Source organism: Parabacteroides merdae ATCC 43184 (assembly GCF_025151215.1).
Taxonomy (GTDB): Bacteria; Bacteroidota; Bacteroidia; order Bacteroidales; family Tannerellaceae; genus Parabacteroides; species Parabacteroides merdae.
The window spans coordinates 3,646,705-3,665,242 of the sequence record NZ_CP102286.1 but is presented as its reverse complement, the minus strand read 5'-3'; the positions used below and the strand labels follow the sequence as shown (position 1 = coordinate 3,665,242).

Genomic DNA, 18,538 nt, shown 5'->3' with positions numbered 1-18,538 from the left:
TAAACAGAGAACAATGGCAAAAAACAAATATTATGTAGTATGGAAAGGTATCACTCCGGGCGTATATGACAACTGGGGCGAATGCAAAGCGCAGGTGGACGGACAGGACGGAGCAAAATATAAATCGTTCGAAACCAAAGAGGAGGCGACGAAAGCCTTTGAAAAAGGATACGAGCATTATCTGAAAACAGCGTCTTCCTCCAAAGCGGCTGCAGGCCTGACTCCAAAAGCTCCGGTCGGGAAACCGATCTGGGAAAGCCTTTGTGTGGATGCTGCTTGTAGCGGGAATCCGGGAGACATGGAATACCGAGGCGTCTATCCGCCGACCATGCAAGAGATCTTCCGGATCGGGCCGTTAAAAAAAGGGACGAACAACATCGGTGAATTCTTGGCTTTGGTACACGGACTTGCCCTACTGAAACAGAAAGGAAGCAGCCTTCCGATCTATTCGGACAGTCGGAACGCCATCGGTTGGGTAAAAAAGAAGAAATGCAAAACACTCTTAGAGCGCGTACCAGAGAACGAACCGATCTTCGATATGATCGAACGAGCTGAAAAGTGGCTCAAAACCAATACCTATACCACTCCTATCCTAAAATGGGAAACTTCGGAATGGGGAGAGATCCCGGCAGACTTCGGACGGAAATAACTCACAGACGATCATCTACCCAAGCCGGATTCAGACAGCCTTTCACATCATATACCACGCTGTGCTCTTTTACCAGCTCCGGAATGTCCAGTGACAGGAAATCGGTATGGGCGACCGCTAAGACGACAACATCGAACTTCTTGTCCGGCAGGGTGGACAGGACTTCCAGGCTATATTCGCGCCGGACGTCATCCGGACGTGCCCAAGGATCATAGATCGTCACGTTGATACCGTAGTCACCGAGATAGCGAACGACATCACCGACTTTGGAGTTACGCACATCGGGACAGTTTTCCTTGAAGGTAAAGCCTAAAACCAGTGCTTCCGCATTCCGCACCGGAACATCTTTTTTGATCATGCACTTCACGACGCGACCGGCAATATATTCGCCCATCGTATCGTTGATACGACGTCCGTACAGAATCAGTCCCGGATGGAAACCGTAATCCTCAGCCTTACGGATCAAATAGTAAGGATCAACCCCTATGCAATGCCCTCCGACCAGACCGGGCTTGAAAGGCAGGAAGTTCCATTTCGTCCCGGCTGCCGCCAGCACTTCGTTCGTATCGATACCGATCAGATGGAAAATCTTCGACAGTTCGTTCATAAAAGCGATGTTGATATCACGCTGGGAGTTTTCGATCACTTTGGCAGCCTCCGCCACTTTGATACTGGATACCGGAAAGGTTCCAGCCTGGATAACCGATCGGTATAGGGCATCGACCTTCTCTGCGGCTCCGGGAGTGGAACCGGATGTTACTTTCATAATCTTCTCCACCGTATGTTCCTTGTCTCCCGGATTAATACGCTCCGGCGAATATCCGGCAAAGAAATCGCGGTTAAAAACCAATCCGGACGTTCTCTCCAGAATGGGAACACATTCGTCTTCCGTTATACCGGGACAAACTGTCGATTCATAGATCACGATATCGCCTCTGCCCAAGACCTTCCCTACCGTTTCACTGGCCGAATAAAGAGGTGTCAGGTCAGGGCTATGATGCAAGTCGACCGGCGTAGGGACCGCCACAATGTAATAATTACATCCGCGGAGCTGTTCCGCATCGGACGTACAAAACAATCCCGCCTCACCTTCCTCCGGCAACCGGGGCAGTAGCACGGACCTCAACAATTCATCCGATACTTCCTGCGTCGCGTCCCGCCCTTCCATCAAGGCTGCTACCCGCTCCCGCTTCACATCATACCCGACCACAGGATAACGCGTCGCAAACAACCGTGCCAACGGCAAACCGACATATCCGAGGCCGATAACGGCAAGTTTTATATTTTCCATTAATTATTCAATCTTCTATACTTATCGTTTAAATAACGCAAAACGAATCACGAGGTACGCATGTTTCAGAAAACGTTCCACTTTTCTGCCAAAACGATGTTTCCGCCAGCTCCCATACACTTGATGACAAGCAAAAGCCTCGGGATACTGAATTTTCTTACAGGGAGAAACATAACATCCTGAATAAATAACGACATCTTCTCCTAAATGTTGTTCAATATCTTCCCTTTTATATCCTCTTTTTTCAGCAACCATCACCATTATTTTGGGAGAGATCAACATGTCGAAAGAACCATCGGGCAATAAAAAATGACGCTGCTTATAATAACTAAAGACTTCTTCGCAAAAAGAATTACCCTGCTCACCTATCAAAAAAGCAGCTTGTAAAAGGACTGTTCCCCAACATTCGTTGAAAGTTGCAAAACCATGCTCCGGGATAAATTCATCAAAACGTTTTTTAAGAAGCATATCACTGTCCATGTAAATTCCGCCTTCTTTATAGATTGCATAAAAACGGATAACATCTGCTGCAAAAGCCCATTTTTTAACAGACAGAGCCTCCGAGACATAATCACAACCTATTGCCAATGCATCTGCATATGTCCATAACCTTATCGTATAATCCGGCAATATACGTTTCCAACTTGCCAAACAAATTTTTATTTCAACAGGAAAAGATTCTTCACTGAACCAACATAAATGAATAATCTTTGGAATCATAAACTTTTTTCAAAAATAATCCACACAAAATCATCAACACATCGTACATAAAGAATCCAAATCATCCATAAGAAACTATACATCAATGCATCGAATGTATATTACAAAATTACAATATTTCTCACAACTATCATATAGCAGATATATAATAAATTATAATAAAACATTTTCCTCATTCTGTTTTGTAAAATATGCATATCTTTGTATATATGTTACTTATATTAAACATAAACAAGAAAGGTTCATATGAATTTAGTAAAAGTTGTTATACCTATTTACCAAGCCTCTTTGTCCCAACAAGAAAGAAAATCTTTATTACAAGTATACAAAATATTACAAATGCATCCTTTAGTCGTAATCAAACCAAACCATTTAGACTTGTCAGAACTAGCGACCGAATTTCCTAAATTGTCATTTATCTCATTCGCAGATTTTTATTTCAAAGGGATCAGTGGTTATAACCGGCTCATGCTGGCTAAAGAATTTTATGAACGTTTTTTAGATTGTACCTATATCTTGATCTATCAGTTGGACGCTTATGTATTTCGAGACGAATTGAAAGAATGGTGTAATAAAGGATACGACTATATTGGTGCACCCTGGTTGCAACGTCCAGTTTATAAACTACCCGTCATTGCTGAAATCATGCAATTGATACATTCTTACCATAAATTCAAGGGAAAACCCTCCAAGCAAGATCTGTACGGCAAAATCGGAAATGGTGGTCTATCTCTGAGAAAAGTTGCCAGTCATTATCGGGTAACTTGTGAACAAAAGGAACGAATCGATCACTATCTGGCACAAAAGCGATATCATCTTTACAATGAAGATGTTTTTTGGGCAACGGAAGCAAACGGATTCACATATCCCAAAGTAAAAGAAGCGATTCGCTTTTCATTTGACAAATATCCAAGTTATTGCTACAAATTAAACAACTGGCAATTACCTTTCGGTTGCCATTCTTGGTATAAACGTAAGATGAAAAAATTCTGGATGGATTTTATTCCTTTCCAATAATATTAACAACCTGTTCATCAAAATCATATGAGTATATTCAAAACATTAACATGCAATATCGGCTCTTACTATTATTTCCTTCGAGAAATAATAAGTCCATCTCTAATTAGAGATGCCAAAGAGATTCCTATTATCATCAATAATTTTAATCGTCTCACAACCTTACGGCTGTTAACAGAAACATTGACTGCCTGTGGATATACCAATATTTACATTCTGGATAATGCATCGACTTATCCACCTTTGCTGGAATATTACAAAACCTGCCCATTTACAGTATTCCATCTCAATCAAAACTTAGGCTTTAAAGCACTTTGGGAATCGCCTTTAAAAAAAAGATTCTGCAATGACTATTATATCTATACAGATTCGGATGTAATCCCTTCCGATTATTGCCCTAAAGACTTCATCGACTATTTTTTTAAAGAATTAAAAAAACATCCATTCGCCCGCAAGATCGGTTTTTCCCTACGAATAGATAATATCCCCGATTCCTATATACACAAAGAAGAAGTTATCAATTTAGAAAAACAATATTATCTCAAACCTGCCGAAGGAGGTCTGTACAGAGCACCAATAGATACAACCTTCGCCCTTTATCGCCCTCGTGTCGGATTGAGCAGAAGCCGTTCAGTCGAAGCTTACCGAACAGCATATCCCTACCAAGCAGAACATTTGCCTTGGTATAACGACTCTTCGAATCTGTCCGAAGAAGAACAATACTACATTAGCCATTGTACACATATCACGGAATGGAGTTCTAAATCAAAATTAGATACTAAAACTCAGTCTTGAAGACTTTCAGGAAACACTTTCCGAAAATCAAACGGACGCAAATAATCATCATAAACCCAAATCCGTTTATGATGGTAAACATTGCGTGTCGTTTCTGGAAGTAATTTACAACAACTTAACAGATCATATGCTTTATAGAAAAAAGAAGGAAGGGCAAAACAACTTCCCCCATTTCTTCGCCACGCTTTATTGCCAAGACGAAATGCGTAATTCTTGAAAAAACGATCACTATATTCTCCCATCAAGCGCATTATTTCCAAACTATCCCATCCCCGCTGAGAGGCATATTCACACGCCACTTCATCCAAAACTTTACGGGATGTTGCCAAACGAGCTAAATTCTTACAAGCATCAACAACTGAAATACTTTTAAATTTCATCCGATTGACATCCACTAACGCAAACACATACGAACCAGCCTGTTTCTTTACCAGGATATTGCCAGGGGAATAATCGACATGCAATATTTCCGCCTTATGCAATTGTGCCGTAAAACGTGCAAAAGCCAGTCTGAGCTCTCGATCTTCTGCTCTATACACAGCCATATACTCGCGAAGTTCTTCCATCCTTTCCATATATAAGGATATATAATAACTATCGGTAAGTAAACCTCCGTGCTTTATCTCAATATATGCAATAGGATCTGCAACTCCAAATCCACGCTTCTGAACTTCAAGCGAATAGTCAAAAGAGCGTCGTGCTTTCGATCTACGAAAAAAAGAATATACAATCTGGTTTATTATATTAGGACGTTTAAACCTCTTGACTATCAAACGATATCCTTGTATATCGTACTTTTTAAGGATATTACGTCCTTGGTATATAGTCTCACCGTCCTTGAAAAAACATCCAGGAAGATGATAAATAAAATCAGTGAGAAAATTGTATTTAGGATTAATTACGACCTTCATCTGCCACATCCGATTTTGTCAGAAACTTAACAGCCTCATCCAAGGCTTTAGTAAAAAAATATCCTACAGACAACAAGTTACTTATCTCAATCACCCGAGATTTCATCTTAAAATAATCATCCACCGTCAATTTCTCCAATTTACCATCCAGTTCTTCCAAAGAATTTATGCAAATACCTATTTCCTTCTCTTTTATGAAAGGAGCCAATGCAGCCTTCTCCCAAATGATAAGCGGAAGATGACAACGGACATACAAAGAGACTTTATGAGGATTATTATATCGTAAATATTCACCATAGTTGCCAGTACATGCTTCATAAGAATCTCCATCCCAAACCAGGCCAAAATCACCCTGTACCGAAGATATCAATTGATCTGCCGGCAAAAAGCCGTTATATGAGAAATATTCTTTATTGAGAATCTTATCAGCTTCTAATCCTTTACCATACACACTCAGATGCCATTGACGAGGTAAACGATCCAACTCATATAAAAAACGATTTTTATTATATCCCAACGCGCCTGCATAAACAACCGTATAGTCAGTAGCTGGTTCTATTTTGTTTAAGACAATGGCTGGAGATAAATAATCCCAAATCTTCAGTTCTCCTTTCGGGACTTCACACCCCTTAGTTTGTAACCAAGCAGACATCGAATCATTCAATGTTATTAAATAATCAGAATTCTGCAGACGATCAATTTCTTGAAGGACTGTCAATCTTTTCCGTCGGAAAGAGCCTAAATCGTGAATCAAGGTTATAACTTTAGCTCCTCGATAATGCACTATATTACATAATAACGTATAATATTTTTTCAAAGGATATTGTATAATCAAAATATCACCTGACCTTAACTTAAAACAAACTTTAATCATACTGAGCAAAGTTATGACAAAGCCAAGTATCTTATTCGAACAAACGAGACAAGGAAACCCGATATTCCGATATCCTAAATCGCACATAATCTGTTCCATATCGGTCTTTGCTTTACTTCCCGCACTATATAGTTCTTTATAACATTTTGAAAAATAACAGACCCTCATGATATCGTAGTTTTCTCTTTACTATTTTATTGATGCCTTTACCTTTTCAACAATCCTCTCCGGTGTTATCAGTGTCATACACGCCCAATCACCGCGCAAACATGGTTTCTGCCCAAATACAGAACAAGGCCGACAAGGTAAATTTTCCTGAATAACATCACCGGAATCTTGATGATAACCATAAAAACCGGCATAAGGATGCGTCGCTCCCCAAATCGAAATCACTCGTGTACCTACCAAAGAGGCAAAATGCATATTTGCAGAATCCATACACAATAGCACATCCAATTGGCTGATTAACGCCAACTCATTATCCAAGGCATATTTACCTACAACACTTTTAACACGTGGATATTGAAACTCCCATTGTTCAAGGATTGCCTCCTCATATCCTCGCCCTCCGAACAAAAAAACAGTATAATCTTCACATTTCGACAAACAGGCAACGACTTGTTCCATTTCGTCCACTGGATAAATTTTACCTCGGTGTTTGGCAAATGGAGCAACACCGATCCATTTGCCTTTTTTAATTCCAGCAACGGAGGCCATTCCAGACAATTCGGCAGGAGATTCTTCATAAAGAGATGTAAACGTTTCTGTATAGTTCAACCCAGCAGCCCGAAACACATCGGCATAACGGACTATAACCGGACGAAGAGGATAAAGTCGTTTGCCTTTAATTGCAGTCAATCTTTTACGTTCTTTCCGCGCTTTATCCAACACAAACACACGCTTACCATTCAATCTGAAAAAAGTACAGATTATTATCGTACGGATCACATTATGCAAATCCAAGATAACATCAAAATCGAATTTCAACAATGCCGAGATAAATTTCAACAACCCGATAAGCCCTTTTTCAGCCCCCTTTGTATTAATACCGATAACCTCCACATTAGGTGGACGATTCATAAACAGGGGCATCAAAAAAGCTTGAGTCAAAACAGTAAAGGAATCTTCCGGATTAGCTTTGGCGGCAGAATAAATGACAGGCACTGTCATAGCGACATCGCCTATAGCCGAGAGTCGTATTACTAATACCTTTGCCATTATTTTTTACCGTACAATACTGGGTTCAAGGCCGGATCATTATACATCTTCATTTGTTTATAGACTTTCATATATTTACGTCCAGCACCGATATCTGCCAATAACTGATCCAATGCCACGCATAAATCCTTTTTTTGTTCCAAAAGTATACGCAATTTTTCTTCACATTTTCCCTTATGCTCAGGAGTCGCATCCGAACGATCTACCTCCTGTTGCATATGATAAATCTTCAGGATCAAGATGGACAATCGATCAATCGCCCATGCTGGGCTCTCTGTATTGATCGTTGCATTCGGTAAGACTTTCACATTTTTATACTGATCCAAAAAGAAACTGTCAATTAACTCAACCAGATCCGTACGATCTTGATTGGATTTGTCAATCCGTCGTTTGATCACCAATCCTTCAGTCGGCTCAATAGCCGGATTGCGGATAATATCTTCCATATGCCATTGCACAGCATCAATCCAATTCTTCAAATACAGATAGAACTCTATACTCTTCACCTCATAAGGATTATGTACCGTGGCATCTATATGATCGGTGATATGATATGCCTTCGTAGCCTGTTCAAATACCAGGCAAGACTTTTCGCTGAAACTCATACGCTTTTTTATTTGTCTATACTTCTCAATTGCGCAAAGATAGCAAGTTTTTTTATCCTTTCAGCATATAGCCTTTTTTTGTAAGGGAAACGATACTGGTCAAAGGGTCGTTACGCAAGGCTTTGCGAAGATAAGTGACCTGCACATTCAAAGCCAGGGAGTTGGCATAAGAGACATTTCCCCATACAGCAGATAGGATGATTTCACGGTCGATCGCAACATTTGGATTACGGGCGAGGATACGAAGAATTTCTGCCTGACGGGAAGTGACCAACGTCTTGCTGTTGCCTGTACGGATTTCATTTGTGGAATAGTCAAACACGGTATTAGCGAAATGATAGATTTCTTCTTCGACTTTCACATCGGGATTCACTTCAAACCGCTCTTTGATCCGCGCCAGCAGCTCTTCCGGATAGAAAGGCTTGGCAAGATAGTCATTTCCTTTGAGGCTGAAGCCTTTCAGGCGGTCGTTTTTGTCCGAACGGTCGGAAAGGAAAAAGATCAGGACATGGCGATCGTTTTCCCGTATCTTTTCTGCGACCTCAAAACCATTCAAACCCGGCATATTGATATCCAAAAGGACAAGATCAGGCTTAACAACCGGAAATTGTTCGAGAACCATCATCCCGTTTCCGGTATAAGCCACATCATACCCTTCTTTTTCAAGAAAACGTTTGAGAAGAAGTGAATATTTCAGATCATCATCTGCAAAAAGTATTTTTAATGGTGTCGCCATATCGTTTTATATCGGTAATCCTACTGTTACTTCCGTGCCCTTTCCCACTTCACTACGAAGCGAGACCTGCCCATGATGGGCTTCGGCTATCTGACGTACATAACTCAATCCCAGTCCCAATCCAGGAATTTGCTTATCCGGTAAATGGACGGAGCGATAGAATTTCTCGAAGACTTTCGTCTGTTCGTCGGCAGAAATACCAACGCCATCATCAGTTACGGTCAGTTCTATCAGCTTGTCATTCCGGATAACGACTACGCGGATATTGACTCCAGAGCCGGAATATTTAATCGCATTCTCTATCAGGTTACTCAGAATATTGGCAATATGCACAGGATCAGCTGTAACCAATGGGAGATCAGGTGGAAAAGCAGTAGAAAAAGCAACCTGTTTTCCAGATGGAATATGAACTAAACGGATCACCTTTTCAACCAACTCTTGCAAATTGAACAGAATGGGATGCAGCAGTGTCGCACTACCGTCGGCACTCACCATATTTTTCAGTTTCTCCAGATAAGCGGAAAGATTGTCCAGCTCAAACAAGGCGTCCTGGACAATACCGTCGCAGGCAGCCTCATCCGTGCGCATCTCTTTATCATTCAAGAAAGAGACACACATTTTCAAAGTCTGTACCGGACGTCTCAATTCATGAATCATCGTATGAACAAAACTTTCACGCATTTCGCCAAGCTTATACTGTTTAAGTATCGTATTAATTTGCAAACCCAAGCAGGAAAGCAGCAACAGGATCAGAAACAGACTCAAAATCAGTTGTCCCACCATCCGCTTCAGAAGAGGGTTTATCGGGAAACCGACTTCTATCATCACCCCTTTCCGCTCCAACGGAGCATACCGGTATTTAACTCCCAAGCAAGGCGGGAACAGATGTTCCGGTAAAATTTTCCAAGAATTGAAACGGCTCAATGTATCTCCTTCCGGCAAAAAAGCGATCTGGAAATCGTATTGCGACAAGCGCGCCCGAAGCAGACTATCTAAACGTTCAACCTGGAAAGGAATATAGTAATTAACGACATTTCGTTCCACACCATGAATAATGCTGTCTTCCGGTAAGGTCGCATCAAACGAGAGGTTTAGTTTTGTCATATTCAGTTGACCGCCAATTATCGAATCGACCAAGACATCCGTTTTAAAATCAAAACAAAGTTGTGTCTGCACATTCCTGATAGTGGAAGTTCCGGATTGAGTACGCGAACTACGATCTATTATATAAGAAGTATCATCACCTATCGCCATTTTCCGGCGCTCGGCAAACTCTTCATCTCCGACACGCAATACATCGGCGGCAATTTCATCAGCATATCGCTCCACTTCATAACGATACTGATTATAGAGCCAATAGGCCTGCACGCTTATCGCCATTAAAGCTGAGAATAACGATAATATATAAATCAGTTTGATCCGCTTTCCCATCTACTTCCGATACTCTTTCCGGCAAAGGTAAAGAGCTTCCCGATAAGTCCTATACAAAAATAGATCTTTTTCAGGCTGCGTAATATTTTAGTAATAATCAAGAAAAAAATATGACAGGAGGTGTGTCGAAACAAAATTCTGCTTACTAATAGGCATAATTTAGGCACAGATACACGGAAAGAAAATAAATTTATCCGTGTAAATCTGTGCCTAAAGGATCGTAATAAAGGTACTTTGCACGCCTTCCGTCGCCGACCTATAATATTATTCCACGTTATATCCGGTAATTAAGACCTTGCCTTCATTACCTCTGGTATCTTCATCTCTCCAGCTCATACGTACTTCCTTCTTTTCACCCGGAAGCAAAGAGAAATAGTTGTCGGAATAAAATACCGGTAGAATCTGCTGGTCGTCTTTACCACCTACAACATTGAGGCGGATCATCAAAGCCGGTGTAGACGTCTTGTTCTCGATAACAGACACGGCACTCCAGGTTCCGTCTGCATTTTTATCCACGGTTGTTGCGGACTGCAAAGCAACCTTTGCCAACTGGCACAAATCCTGGTAGTTGTTTTCTTCCAAACTTCTGTGATAGAAGTTGTCGGAAACGACTTTGCCATCTTCGGTCAGCGTCATCTTGATGAAATGGACCTTCGACAAGTTCTCCGGGAATTCCAACTTGATGCACTTATCGGTCGTATCTTCATTGCTATCGACAGTCGCTTCTTTTTCCCAGGCTACGGATGCATCCATATTCAGAACCTGTACTTTTGCCGTCAGACCTTTATGCGTGCCAGCGCTGTAGTTGACCACTTCTACCTCGTCCGTTGCCGGATTCCACTGGATATGCAGCGGCTCGGAAGCCTTCTTGATAGCAAAATAGGCGGCAGTCGGCTCGAAATAATAATCATACGTCTGCCATACCATTGAAGGCCAACAGGAATGGCTCATCCACATCAGCAGACCTTTGCGGTTCTGGCTTCTGGACTCGAACAGGCTGCGGTGGCCGTCGTAGTTCACCCACTGTGCCAGGCAGGCAAACTCTTTCGCACTCTGCGGTTCGCCATATCCTTTCGCGATGATCTCGTTGAAAGAGGTGCAGCCCTGTGCCCCTTCGCGGGTATAGTCATGCATCCCCCATTCGTTATCCTGCGGCCAGATTCCTTCCGGCGAGAAGGTGCGGAGCATGCTTTCGTAGGTCATGACGTTCGGCATGCCTCGTTCGCTATGGAACTTATCGTTGCCGGTCTTCAGCGTGAAATATTCTTTTGCCGGAAGCATACGGTACGGGCCGTGGCCGCTCACCACATCATCGGCCGAGCTGGAAATATAATGGATATCCGGATGGTCTTCCTTGATGATACGGCGCAACGCCTTGTCGATCTGTTCGGGCGGAAAACCTTCGTTACGTCCGCAGTAAAGGCCGATAGACGCATGGCTGCGAATCCGTTTCACATAATCTTCCGCATTGGCGATAAACATTTCCGGATAATACGGATCGGGTCCGTCGGCCGGGTTAGCCAGCCAGAAGTCCTGCCAGATCATGATACCGTGGCGGTCGCAAGCCTCATAAAGCTCCTCGTCGCCGATCATGCCGACCCAGTTACGCATCATCGTAAAGTTCATATCGGCATGGTAAGCCACGGCAATATCATATTCGCGACCGCGATAGTTCAAATTCGATTCACCGAAGCCCCAGTTACCGCCCCGGCCGATAAAGCGACGGCCATTGATAAAGAGGCTCAGAATATGATTGTCCTCATTGAATGTCATCTGGCGGATACCGACTTTGAAGTCTTTCGCATCCGAAACCTTATCATCCACTTTGAAGGTGAAGTTGGCATCGTAGAGGTTCGGCGCGCCGTAACCTTTAGGCCACCACAAGCGCGGGTTTTCCATCTTCAGTTGCGGGAAGTCCTTGACATCGAAAACGACTGTCTTCTCTTCTCCCGCCGCCAGGGAAACAGGTTGCTGGAATGTGATATCTCCTACCTTGCCTTCCAACGTACCGTTTACCGTATTGGCATCGTGGTTCTTCACGATCACCTCGGCTGTCAACGTAGCGGAAGTCGTATCGGGCAACGGCAGGACAGACGTAACAAGCGGATCGGCAACCGTCACCTTTCCGGTTGAGGTCAGGAAGACATCGTTCCAGATACCGATATTGCGGCCGCGAACCGTCGGAATCCAGTCCCAACCGATCGTCGCGTGGAAGGTCGGGTTATCAGCCCCTAAGATTCCGCCGTTGAAGTCCGTGCTCTGCTTGTTCTTTTCCTTGATCGCCCCGATATGGTTATTCCGGATGATCTCTACAGCCACCACGTTCTTACCCGGAACAACCAGATCCGTCACATCGAACTTGCCTCGCATAAAGGCGCCTTCGATACGGCCCAGTTTCTTTCCGTTCAGAAAGACATTCGCTTTCCAGTTGATCCCGTCGAAGTTCAGGAACAGGCGGTCCTGCTTGAATCCTTCCGGCACTTCGAACTCGTCACGATACCAGAAGTTCGACCAGAAGAACGATTCGGACACCTGCAACTGGTTGTCCGCATAGTTCGGATCGGCGATTGCCCCGATGTTCTTATAACTGCTCAATACCGTTCCCGGCACTGTCGCCACGATCCAGTTCTCTGGCTTGTAGCCCAGAGTAGATATTTCTTCACCCGAAGCAGTCACTTCAGAAGCACGTTGCAGCTCCCAGTTGCCGCCGGACAAGATGATCTTTCCCTTCGAAGCAGGAGGAGGAGCCACAGGCTGAGCCACTAATCCGCCTTTACCCATTACTTCCACTTCGCTCAGGATATAACGGCTATCGTTCGCCGGCTGTTGCATCAGGACACGCACATAGCGGGCATTCTGTTTGCCGTTCAATGCGATTTCATCTATCAGGCCGTCACCGCCCGGCAGTTCGGCTGCGTCTTTCCACAGCTTGGCATCATCCGACACCTGCACTTTTCCTTTGACGGCTTTGTTGATCCAGTGCAACACGACCTTATCGAACTCCGACATGCTGCCGAGATCCACATACAACCATTCTTCACCCCCAGTAGCACTCATCCAGGCACTGTTGAAGAACTGGGACGGTTTCATTTCCACTAAACCACCGTCCTTATCCATGAAATTAGCTTCCGTAAACACCCAATCGTGTGCGCCTGCCATCTTCAGCAGCACGCGGTAATCGGAGTAGGCGTTTTCGGAATTGAAAGTAATCGTTTCATTCAGTTTGCGGACCGGCATGGTTGTTTCGCCCGTCTGTTTGTTCGGGTCGGTCACCACCACCCGTCCGGAGACTGCCTGACCGGGCAGACCGCTACCGCTCAGTTTGCCGATTTCCGTCCAGTTCTTTCCGTCATTGGAACCCTGGCAGATGATCTCGTAGCCGCCTTTCGACACTTTATCGTCATACACGACCGTTCCTACCAGCGACAGTTTGCCGGCCGCTTTGCTATAGTTTGCCAGCGTAAACCGGAAATAGGTATCTTCGCCGGGAAAAGTATTCCGTGAATACGGCCCTTCGTCGATCATCCATTCGCGTTCGCGTCTCGGAACGTCTCCATCGGGCGTAGACAAGTTCAGATACTGCGGCTGCTCGTCCGTCACGATGCCGTCTGTCGCCAACTGCGCCACCAGGTTATAGTCATGACTGGAAGAGGCAAAAGCCGATCGCAACCGGGCAATGTTACGGTAAGTGGAAGGATCCGGAGCCAGAGAAGGCGAGAAATCCTCCTTCGGGTCACCCGGATACTGTCCGATACCACGCGTATAATAATCAGACCGTTCGAAAGATTCGGCCGTAGGGTTTGTTCCGCCACATCCCCAAAGAAGCAACGATGCCATCGCCGCCCCACAAAGGGTAAGGACGTTCTTTTTCTGTTTATCCAAAGTCTTCATTTATGAAAGTTTGCTTTATTATTTTGTGTTTTTTGATCACTTAACCCCTTACTTGAAAGAAGTTTGCACAAACTTACGGAAAAAACTACTATTTACATAGGAATCACCGTTTTTTATGTATCTTTGATCCCATATACAGGATTCTTCATGAAAGATTACAGATATTATATTACTTTGCTAAAACAATTCAAATCCAAATTTGCCGATAAATACGGTATCCTCAAAATCGGCATCTTCGGATCAGTTGTTCGTGGAGAACAAACAGAGAAAAGTGATTTGGAAAAACGGTGTGGCTGCCCGATCGACCTGATTCGCTTGCGTAAAAGTTTAAGGCCTCTGTTACTGGATAAGATACTAAAGGAGGGTATTTATGCATAAAGATGAAATTACAGACAGATTGTATCTTATAGCCGAGGCTATTGATGTAATTCTCGACCGATGTATAAAATACAAACACCGGACGACTTCCTTTCCACACCTTGGAGAATGACCATATTTGATTCCTGTGTCATGCGCTTACAGACAATCGGTGAATACGTCAAGAAAATAGACGATAAAACAAATAAACAGTTACTACCTAAATATCCCCAAGTACCTTGGGTTAAGGTGATAGGACAGCGTAATATCATTTCGCACGAATACTCTGCTGTTGATGAGGAAAAGATATTCATTACAATTAAGAAACATCTCCCACCCCTAAAAAGCACCGTCTTACTTATTATAAAAGATATAGAAAAGGATTTGGATAGCCAGGAATAACCCCACCGTAATATTTCAGTAATAACTTTACTCGCCCCGGAGGTTTGCCGTCCGCTACATTTGCAGCAGACAAACACTCTAAGACGATTAAAGTTATGAAACGAATCCTATTATCCGCAGTTCTTTTACTGGCATGCGGGGCTGTACAGGCCCAATTCAATATCCGCGTGTACAACATGAGCGAAGTGCTCAAGGCGAAACCCATCGACAAGGTATTGTTCACCGCCCAGTACGACCTCTCCTTTGTCGGCGACACAGCCCATGAAGACAAACACATCGATGAGACTATGATGCTGAAGGTAGGTTCCAAAAGTTCCCTGTTCTACAGCTATGCCCGTTTCCGTATGGACTCGCTTATCGAAATGGACAAAGCGACCGGAGCTTCGCAGGAAATCATCCAGGAACATATGAAACAAGGCACCAGCCAAGTGAACTACCAGATATTCAAAAACTATCCCGAAGGCAAACTGACACAACTCGAACCTATCGCCGCCAGTAACTTCCGTTCGGAAGAAAAAACAGAGATTCCTGTCTGGGAACTGCATCCCGACACAGCAACTTTCCTCGCCTACACCTGCTACAGAGCGACCTGCCGATTCCGGGGGCGGAACTACGAAGCTTGGTACACTCCGGAAATTCCGCGCAGCGAAGGTCCTTGGAAACTGCAAGGACTGCCCGGACTGATCCTGAAAGCCTCCGACAGCCGGCAGCACTACACCTTCGTCTGCACCGGTATCGAGAAAGCCGGCAAAGAAGAAGCCATCCTGTTTATCGGAAGCGAATACGAACCGATCTCCCGCAAAGATCTCCTCCGGATACACGAACGTTTCGCCGCCGACCCGATCGGCTATCTGAAGGAAACCTCCCCCGGTATGCAGATCATCGTCAAAGGAGAAGACGGACAACCGATGCACCCGAAGAACACGCCTTACAATCCGATAGAAAAAGAGTAACAAAAACAAGAACAAACAATGAAGAGCCTCCTATATATATCCATTCTCCTGATCACCGCCTACAACCTGTCTGCCCAGCAAGTCATCAAAGGGACCGTGACCGATGCCGGAAACGGCCAGCCGGTAGATGCCGCAACCGTGCAGATACGTAAAACCGGACGGCAGCTCCCGCTGACCTACACCTTGACAAAGGCCGACGGCACCTTCATCCTCCCGCTCCACCAAGCAGACGACTCACTGTTTGTCCACGTCTCACTGTTGGGATATAAAGCGATCCGGCAAAAGATCACAGCCGGGACAAGACTTCTCATCCGCCTCGAACCGGAAATCTTCACTCTGAAAGAGGTCGAGATACGTCCGGGGCGCGTCTACGGGCAACACGACACGATCAATTACGACGTGTCACAATTCATCAGTCCGAAAGACGAAGCGATCAAAGACGTACTGAAAAAACTGCCGGGAGTGGATGTAGACGACGACGGGAAAATCTCGTACAACGGGAAAAACATCAGCAAGTTCTATGTGGAAGGCATGGACCTGACAGACGGGCGGTACAACCAACTAACCAATAACTTGCAGGCGGGTGCTGTCAAGAGCGTGCAAATACTGGAAAACCATCAACCCATCCGTGCCCTGCAAAAGAAGCTGACAACCGAAGATATCGCTATCAACCTCAAACTGAAAGACAATTTCCGAGACCGCTGGATGGGGACGTTGGAAGGAAGCATGGGCATTCCCCCCCTTTTGTGGGAAGGCATGGGCAATGCCATCCAGATCAGCCGTAAAAGCCAGTCCGCCTATATTTATAAAGGGAACAACCGGGGAAACAATGTAACAGACGAACAGAACGTACTTACACAAACAGGAGCCAAAAGAAGAATAGGCCCTTCGATCCCGTCATTCCTTTCCCAGCCCTCCTTCTCCGCTCCACTGAAAAAGGAACGGCTGCTCTTTAACAACGTACATTCCTTTTCCGGCAACCGGATATACAAGCTAAACGAAGCGACACAGTTACGCTTCAACATCAACTACTTGCACGATCTCATACAACAAGAAAGGGGAAGTATCACCCATTATTACCAGGCAGGAGATACGGTTACCCTAAAGGAACAAAACGACACGCACATCCGTACCGACCGGGCGGAAGTGGCGGCAAGCCTGGAAAACAACGCCGACAGCCATTACCTGACAAACGACTTCAACCTTTCCGGCAACTGGGAAAGAAGCACGTCCCGTATCTCCGGTGCCTCATCGGTCAACCAGCACATCCGGACACCGGACATGGGCATACGCAATTACCTGCAAAACATCTGGCCACGGGACAAATACACGCTCGAACTCCGTTCACTGCTCCGCTATCACAACCAGCCTGCCCACATCCTGATAGACGGGAACGAACAGACGTTACACTTGCAACAGTTCTATCTGGACCATTCATTCGCTTTCCTGCGCAAGAAAAGGAACCTGACCCGGCAATATACAGCCGGTATAACAGGCGATATCAATTCGATCCGGAACGGAACGAGTCTGTATTTCAAACCGAACTACCAATGGAACCTGCACAAATGGAATCTGACCTTCCATCTTCCGTTCGTATGGACCACCTTTCCAGCAGCCGGCTTTTCCCGGTTGGCTGCCAATCCGTTCCTGTACATCAACTATAAGTTCAACTATGCCTGGCGTTTTTCTTTCCATGCCAACTACAAGGAAAGTTACGGAAGCATCACCGACCTCTACCCGGCTGCATACCGCACAGACTACCGCAACTATCGGATGAACAACGGTATCCTGCCCGTCTACCGCAACCAGAGCTATTCGTTGTACGGAGAGTACAAGAGCACGGTGCGCGAGTTCTTTTCCACCCTGTCGCTCAACCATAACCGGGGATGGTCCGACCGTATCTTCGAACAGCAGGTCCGCGACGGGCAAGTCTCGCTTGTCTCCCACCGCCTGTCCAACTATTCTTCCGGCTGGACGGTGAAAGGAACCCTTTCCAAAGGCTTCTACGACTGGGGACTGAAGACGTCGCTCTCTTACCTCTTAGGACGCAACAACGCGGAACAACTGAGCGCCGGCGAACGGTTGCCTTACCGGTACGATTTCATGCAATATGAACCGAAGCTGATCTGGTCGCCCCTGCGCAGCTTCTCTGCCAGCTATCAAGCGACCATCTACCTCGGACGGTCGAAGATCGGAACCGGCACACGCCTCGATCCGCTCCTGAACGTCGTCCAGAAGTTCCAGCTCTCCTACGAGCTTTTCCCTGTAGAGATCAATCTTTCGGCAGACCACTACCACAACGATGTCAGCCGGGACAAGTCTGTCAACGCTTTCTTCGCCGGCCTCTTCCTACGTTGGAAAATGGGAAGCTGGCAGTTCACAGCCGAAGCGACCAACCTGTTCAACAAGAAACAGTATAGCTACACGCAGTATTCCGTCACCGAAAGCTATACTTCCTGGATCAATATCCGTCCGCGGGAATTTATGGCCTCGGTGCGGTACAAGTTCTGAATATTTTATAACTGCCAAAGCGGTTCCCTCTACCAGCATAACGCCATCCGCCTGCTGGAAATAGACGATATCCCGCCAATCGTTATCCGAGATGTTTACCGGACGATAGAAGGATTCATCTTCACCTACGTGCATAATAATTTAATTACAAGACCATTAAAGGGTAAATGCAAAGAG

The 18,538-nt window shown here is 45.0% G+C and carries 16 protein-coding genes; 7 read left to right on the top strand and 9 right to left on the bottom strand.

Going from position 1 to position 18,538, the window contains the following annotated elements; all coding sequences use genetic code 11:
- The first annotated feature begins 13 nt into the window (after positions 1 to 13).
- The gene (locus NQ542_RS14985) at positions 14 to 649 is read left to right on the top strand and encodes a ribonuclease H1 domain-containing protein (protein WP_005639927.1); all 636 of its coding nucleotides are present in this window, start codon (positions 14 to 16) and stop codon (positions 647 to 649) included.
- A gap of 1 nt (position 650) precedes the next feature.
- On the opposite strand, the gene NQ542_RS14980 is transcribed toward NQ542_RS14985, so the two are convergent.
- Both NQ542_RS14980 and NQ542_RS14975 read right to left on the bottom strand, forming a co-directional pair.
- Positions 651 to 1,940 (bottom strand): nucleotide sugar dehydrogenase, encoded by a 1,290-nt coding sequence (locus NQ542_RS14980; RefSeq protein WP_005639925.1) that lies wholly within the window; start codon positions 1,938 to 1,940, stop codon positions 651 to 653.
- A 21-nt stretch (positions 1,941 to 1,961) separates the two neighbouring features.
- Positions 1,962 to 2,660 carry a glycosyltransferase family 32 protein gene (locus tag NQ542_RS14975; RefSeq protein WP_005639923.1) on the bottom strand — a complete coding sequence of 233 codons (699 nt, stop codon included), beginning with the start codon at positions 2,658 to 2,660 and terminating at the stop codon, positions 1,962 to 1,964.
- Between the two features lie 246 nt (positions 2,661 to 2,906).
- Between NQ542_RS14975 and NQ542_RS14970 the strand changes: the two genes are divergently transcribed.
- Both NQ542_RS14970 and NQ542_RS14965 read left to right on the top strand, forming a co-directional pair.
- Positions 2,907 to 3,677, top strand: a complete 771-nt coding sequence (locus NQ542_RS14970) for a DUF5672 family protein (protein ID WP_005639919.1) — start codon at positions 2,907 to 2,909, stop codon at positions 3,675 to 3,677.
- A gap of 27 nt (positions 3,678 to 3,704) precedes the next feature.
- Positions 3,705 to 4,472, top strand: coding sequence for a glycosyltransferase family protein (locus tag NQ542_RS14965; protein WP_005639918.1), 768 nt, complete (start codon positions 3,705 to 3,707; stop codon positions 4,470 to 4,472).
- On the opposite strand, the gene NQ542_RS14960 is transcribed toward NQ542_RS14965, so the two are convergent.
- The 7 genes from NQ542_RS14960 to NQ542_RS14930 form a co-directional block, all read right to left on the bottom strand.
- A complete protein-coding gene (locus tag NQ542_RS14960; protein WP_224204158.1) occupies positions 4,463 to 5,383 on the bottom strand; it encodes a lipopolysaccharide kinase InaA family protein in 921 nt (306 codons plus the stop codon). The genes NQ542_RS14965 and NQ542_RS14960 overlap by 10 nt on opposite strands.
- A complete protein-coding gene (locus tag NQ542_RS14955; RefSeq protein WP_022321706.1) occupies positions 5,367 to 6,356 on the bottom strand; it encodes a hypothetical protein in 990 nt (329 codons plus the stop codon). Before NQ542_RS14955 ends, NQ542_RS14960 begins: the two co-directional genes overlap by 17 nt.
- Before the next feature lie 90 nt (positions 6,357 to 6,446).
- Positions 6,447 to 7,475 (bottom strand): glycosyltransferase family 9 protein, encoded by a 1,029-nt coding sequence (locus NQ542_RS14950; RefSeq protein WP_005639912.1) that lies wholly within the window; start codon positions 7,473 to 7,475, stop codon positions 6,447 to 6,449.
- On the bottom strand, positions 7,475 to 8,080 hold the full coding sequence (locus NQ542_RS14945; protein ID WP_005639910.1) for a DUF4254 domain-containing protein: 606 nt from the start codon (positions 8,078 to 8,080) through the stop codon (positions 7,475 to 7,477). Before NQ542_RS14945 ends, NQ542_RS14950 begins: the two co-directional genes overlap by 1 nt.
- Before the next feature lie 52 nt (positions 8,081 to 8,132).
- Positions 8,133 to 8,816: a response regulator transcription factor gene (locus NQ542_RS14940; protein ID WP_005639908.1), complete on the bottom strand. Its 684-nt coding sequence runs from the start codon at positions 8,814 to 8,816 to the stop codon at positions 8,133 to 8,135.
- Positions 8,817 to 8,822: 6 nt separating this feature from the next.
- Complete coding sequence (locus NQ542_RS14935) at positions 8,823 to 10,247, bottom strand: sensor histidine kinase (RefSeq protein ID WP_005639906.1); 1,425 nt, start codon at positions 10,245 to 10,247, stop codon at positions 8,823 to 8,825.
- A 264-nt stretch (positions 10,248 to 10,511) separates the two neighbouring features.
- Positions 10,512 to 14,138: a glycosyl hydrolase 2 galactose-binding domain-containing protein gene (locus NQ542_RS14930; protein ID WP_005639902.1), complete on the bottom strand. Its 3,627-nt coding sequence runs from the start codon at positions 14,136 to 14,138 to the stop codon at positions 10,512 to 10,514.
- A 147-nt stretch (positions 14,139 to 14,285) separates the two neighbouring features.
- On the opposite strand from NQ542_RS14930, the gene NQ542_RS14925 reads away from it, so the two are divergent.
- From NQ542_RS14925 to NQ542_RS14910, 4 genes are all read left to right on the top strand, one after another.
- Entirely contained in the window at positions 14,286 to 14,516 is a 231-nt protein-coding gene (locus NQ542_RS14925; protein ID WP_005639901.1) for a nucleotidyltransferase family protein, read from the top strand.
- 60 nt (positions 14,517 to 14,576) lie between these two features.
- Entirely contained in the window at positions 14,577 to 14,897 is a 321-nt protein-coding gene (locus NQ542_RS14920) for a HepT-like ribonuclease domain-containing protein (RefSeq protein WP_005639898.1), read from the top strand.
- Between the two features lie 95 nt (positions 14,898 to 14,992).
- Positions 14,993 to 15,850, top strand: coding sequence for a GLPGLI family protein (locus NQ542_RS14915; protein ID WP_005639896.1), 858 nt, complete (start codon positions 14,993 to 14,995; stop codon positions 15,848 to 15,850).
- 18 nt (positions 15,851 to 15,868) lie between these two features.
- On the top strand, positions 15,869 to 18,361 hold the full coding sequence (locus NQ542_RS14910; protein WP_005639894.1) for a carboxypeptidase regulatory-like domain-containing protein: 2,493 nt from the start codon (positions 15,869 to 15,871) through the stop codon (positions 18,359 to 18,361).
- The last annotated feature ends 177 nt before the right edge of the window (positions 18,362 to 18,538 follow it).

Bases quoted from the DNA above. Each gene is read 5' to 3' on its own strand.
- NQ542_RS14985 (WP_005639927.1), top strand. From the start codon at position 14: ATGGCAAAAAACAAATATTATGTAGTATGGAAAGGTATCACTCCGGGC.
- NQ542_RS14980 (WP_005639925.1), bottom strand. From the start codon at position 1,940: ATGGAAAATATAAAACTTGCCGTTATCGGCCTCGGATATGTCGGTTTG.
- NQ542_RS14975 (WP_005639923.1), bottom strand. From the start codon at position 2,660: ATGATTCCAAAGATTATTCATTTATGTTGGTTCAGTGAAGAATCTTTT.
- NQ542_RS14970 (WP_005639919.1), top strand. From the start codon at position 2,907: ATGAATTTAGTAAAAGTTGTTATACCTATTTACCAAGCCTCTTTGTCC.
- NQ542_RS14965 (WP_005639918.1), top strand. From the start codon at position 3,705: ATGAGTATATTCAAAACATTAACATGCAATATCGGCTCTTACTATTAT.
- NQ542_RS14960 (WP_224204158.1), bottom strand. From the start codon at position 5,383: ATGAAGGTCGTAATTAATCCTAAATACAATTTTCTCACTGATTTTATT.
- NQ542_RS14955 (WP_022321706.1), bottom strand. From the start codon at position 6,356: ATGGAACAGATTATGTGCGATTTAGGATATCGGAATATCGGGTTTCCT.
- NQ542_RS14950 (WP_005639912.1), bottom strand. From the start codon at position 7,475: ATGGCAAAGGTATTAGTAATACGACTCTCGGCTATAGGCGATGTCGCT.
- NQ542_RS14945 (WP_005639910.1), bottom strand. From the start codon at position 8,080: ATGAGTTTCAGCGAAAAGTCTTGCCTGGTATTTGAACAGGCTACGAAG.
- NQ542_RS14940 (WP_005639908.1), bottom strand. From the start codon at position 8,816: ATGGCGACACCATTAAAAATACTTTTTGCAGATGATGATCTGAAATAT.
- NQ542_RS14935 (WP_005639906.1), bottom strand. From the start codon at position 10,247: ATGGGAAAGCGGATCAAACTGATTTATATATTATCGTTATTCTCAGCT.
- NQ542_RS14930 (WP_005639902.1), bottom strand. From the start codon at position 14,138: ATGAAGACTTTGGATAAACAGAAAAAGAACGTCCTTACCCTTTGTGGG.
- NQ542_RS14925 (WP_005639901.1), top strand. From the start codon at position 14,286: ATGAAAGATTACAGATATTATATTACTTTGCTAAAACAATTCAAATCC.
- NQ542_RS14920 (WP_005639898.1), top strand. From the start codon at position 14,577: ATGTATAAAATACAAACACCGGACGACTTCCTTTCCACACCTTGGAGA.
- NQ542_RS14915 (WP_005639896.1), top strand. From the start codon at position 14,993: ATGAAACGAATCCTATTATCCGCAGTTCTTTTACTGGCATGCGGGGCT.
- NQ542_RS14910 (WP_005639894.1), top strand. From the start codon at position 15,869: ATGAAGAGCCTCCTATATATATCCATTCTCCTGATCACCGCCTACAAC.